The organism is Phocaeicola sp. (assembly GCF_048170425.1).
Taxonomy (GTDB): domain Bacteria; phylum Bacteroidota; class Bacteroidia; order Bacteroidales; family Bacteroidaceae; genus Phocaeicola.
The window spans coordinates 1-2984 of record NZ_DBEXBB010000084.1 but is presented as its reverse complement, the minus strand read 5'-3'; the positions used below and the strand labels follow the sequence as shown (position 1 = coordinate 2984).

Genomic DNA, 2984 nt, shown 5'->3' with positions numbered 1-2984 from the left:
GAAATTTTTTGTATATCTGTTGCGGGTATTATGAGGAATTTGATATATTTGCGCCTGCAATCAAGAAAATGAAGAAACATGACAACGTATGATATTTATTTCTCGGACGGCAGTTCGAGCGACCATAAAGGGTTTTCTATCAAGACTCCGGAAAAGGCCATTCACATGGCGGAAGATATGTTGGTGAAAGGCAACAGCTATATTGAAGATTACGCGGGCGGGGTGATTTCGGTCGTATCTTCCAGCGGAGAAACTGTATGGAGCAGTCCGATTCCCGAGTCGAAAAAGAAATGACGCAGATTATATTTTTAAAACCATAAGATTATGTTTTCTGGAATAGTAGAGGAATATGCAAAAGTCGTGAAGGTGGTAAAAGAACAGGAAAACCTGCACCTGACATTGAAATGTTCGTTTGTGGATGAGCTGAAGATTGACCAGAGTGTATCACATAACGGAGTGTGTCTGACGGTAGTCAGCATTCAGAACGGTACTTATACGGTAACGGCCATGAAGGAAACCATTGAACGCTCCAATATCGGTCTGCTGGCTGTAGGCGACAAGGTGAATGTGGAACGCAGCATGATGATGAACGGACGACTGGACGGTCATATCGTGCAGGGACATGTGGACCAGACTGCTGTTTGTACGGCGGTTGATGATGCGCAGGGAAGCTGGTATTTCACCTTTAAGTATAATTTTGACAAGGAGATGGCAAAGCGCGGATACTTCACGGTAGACAAAGGTTCTGTCACGGTGAACGGTGTCAGCCTGACGGTCTGCAATCCTACATCGGATACGTTTCAGGTAGCGATTATTCCTTATACTTACGAGCATACCAATTTCCATACAATCAAGGTGGGCAGTGTGGTAAATATCGAATTTGATATTATCGGTAAGTACCTGAGCCGCATGATGCAGCTTACTGAGTGATACTTTCAGTTATATAACTTCAAGGCGCAGTTTTCTGGAATGATTTCCGAAAGCTGCGCCTTGCTTTTTTTCTTATAGGTCTTTGAGCAGTACTTCGCTGCTTTTTTCTGTAAATTCTTTGCGGGCCTGTATTAAGGTTTGCCAGGCTGTAGAATAATGTCCCGGGTCAATTTTGAAATCCTCCGCTCCGTTGGCGTCCAGCTGGCTCAGGAGGGTGCCAACGCTTAACCGGTGGATGTCAATTCCAGGGAGGTATTGAGGGTCGCGGGATTTTTCTTCTCCATCGGCACCTGCTTCATAAATCAGTCGCATGTCCTGTAGCTCATACAGAATACTTTTTGTCAGACGGATAGGAATCTTGTGCTCTTTACTCAAGGCTTCTGCCGTATAAGGTCTGCCGCCAGTGGCGAACCGTTTGCAGATAGAGCTCAGAATGATAGTGCAGAAGAAGTCGTGGAATCGTCGGCTGATATGGGCTGTTTCCTTTCCGAAGTTGAAGGTGGATATGTTCTGGCTGATGTAGCTCATTTCGGCTCCGAACAGGCAGATGCTCCAGGATATTTGTGTCCACAAAAGGAACAGAGGAATGGCCGCAAAGCTTCCGTAGATGGCATTGTAGTTAGAAACCCATATCTGGCTGTTAATGTAGAAATACTGAAAGGCTTGAAAAGCACTTCCTGCCAGAATACCCGGTAGCCAGGCGTGTGCCAACTTGACTTTCGTGTTGGGCATGAAGGTGTAAAGTCCGATGAACATTCCCCAGATAAGGGCATAGGGGATAAGGCGGACGAAGAATTTCAGAACCGGGGCCAGTACCATGAAGTTCTGCAATTCTTTGACATAGGTGCTCATGAAGATGGACAGACCGCTGGAGATAACGAGCAGTACCGGTAGCAGCAGAATCAAAGAAGAATAGTCGGTAATCTGCCGGAACAGACCGCGTGGCTTCTTTACTTGCCAGATGGCATTGAAACTGCGTTCGATGTTGTCAATCAGTAACAGGACGGTTCCTAATAACATAATGAGGCCCACACCGATGAAAACTCCGCTTTGTGCATGTTCCAGATAGGAATTAATCCAGCTGATAACAAGTTCAGCCTGCGCACCTGTTACCCCGCTGCGGAACTGTGATTCAATCAAGGTGTCGAATCCGAACCCTCTGGCTATGGCGAAAAGCAAGGCCAGGATGGGGATGATGGAAAGCAGGGTGCTGTAGGTCAGCGCTGATGCACGCACCACAATACGGTCATTGATAAACTGGTTGATGGATAAGTAAATAATCTTAAGACAGGTGTATACTTTCCATTGGAGGTGAGAAACTTCCTCTTCCCGGATGCGCCAGATACCGTCGTCCAGAAAGTGAATCAGTGATTTGAGTCGTGCGTTCATGGTGGATTGGTTTTAATGAAAAAGAAAGCAGCCGGTCTATAAGCCGGGTTCTGTCACCCTGCAAGCAGGGGAGTCTGTCATTTATCTACTCCTGCCGTCACCGACAGGCTCTAGCGGTCCACCCTCCGACGTGGGGCGAGCAACCCTCGTTAATGCCGGTTTACATGACCTTACAACTCCTAAGATGCACAGCCCGCATATCGCTATACGGCTGGTAGGCTCTTACCCTACCTTCTCACCCTTACCTCCGGGTGGAGGCGGTTATTTTCTTCTGCATTACTCTACCCTTACGGACAGCTTTCTGTTAGGAAGTAGGATGCTCTGCGTTGCCCGGACTTTCCTCTTTTACTATATAATAATGTACCAGCGACAGACCGACCGACTGCTTTCTTCGTGCAAAGGTACGCAAATAAACGGAATTTGTGCTATAATTGTCAGGATTCTTTTGATTCGGGTGTTTTGGAAGCTGTCAGAACTAGCCGGACGAATTGTCAGCGTTGTCACTATTTCACTGGTAATGAATGTAAATTTGTCAGATATGCCAGTTAACTGCGGTTAATGCCCTTGTTTTCATTGTTAAAAGACGGAAAAAAGAATAGGGTAAGAGTACAATCGTATGGATTTTGTTCTACTTTAGCAAATGAAAAGTTAAAACAACGTCGAAA

3 protein-coding genes and 1 other RNA gene are annotated in these 2984 nt (G+C 46.1%); 2 read left to right on the top strand and 2 right to left on the bottom strand.

All coding sequences use genetic code 11. The features are described from left to right. Positions 1 to 78 precede the first annotated feature (78 nt). Together ACMJ0U_RS03520 and ACMJ0U_RS03515 are read left to right on the top strand one after the other, a co-directional pair. The gene (locus tag ACMJ0U_RS03520; protein ID WP_417128214.1) at positions 79 to 294 is read left to right on the top strand and encodes a hypothetical protein; all 216 of its coding nucleotides are present in this window, start codon (positions 79 to 81) and stop codon (positions 292 to 294) included. Positions 295 to 324: 30 nt separating this feature from the next. Beyond that, positions 325 to 930: a riboflavin synthase gene (locus ACMJ0U_RS03515; RefSeq protein WP_417128212.1), complete on the top strand. Its 606-nt coding sequence runs from the start codon at positions 325 to 327 to the stop codon at positions 928 to 930. 72 nt (positions 931 to 1002) lie between these two features. On the opposite strand, the gene ACMJ0U_RS03510 is transcribed toward ACMJ0U_RS03515, so the two are convergent. Further along, positions 1003 to 2319 (bottom strand): YihY/virulence factor BrkB family protein, encoded by a 1317-nt coding sequence (locus ACMJ0U_RS03510; protein WP_417128211.1) that lies wholly within the window; start codon positions 2317 to 2319, stop codon positions 1003 to 1005. Positions 2320 to 2342: 23 nt separating this feature from the next. Beyond that, an RNA gene (gene rnpB, locus ACMJ0U_RS03505) (RNase P RNA component class A) lies at positions 2343 to 2705 on the bottom strand. Positions 2706 to 2984: the final 279 nt, after the last annotated feature.

Bases quoted from the DNA above. Each gene is read 5' to 3' on its own strand.
- ACMJ0U_RS03520 (WP_417128214.1), top strand. From the start codon at position 79: ATGACAACGTATGATATTTATTTCTCGGACGGCAGTTCGAGCGACCAT.
- ACMJ0U_RS03515 (WP_417128212.1), top strand. From the start codon at position 325: ATGTTTTCTGGAATAGTAGAGGAATATGCAAAAGTCGTGAAGGTGGTA.
- ACMJ0U_RS03510 (WP_417128211.1), bottom strand. From the start codon at position 2,319: ATGAACGCACGACTCAAATCACTGATTCACTTTCTGGACGACGGTATC.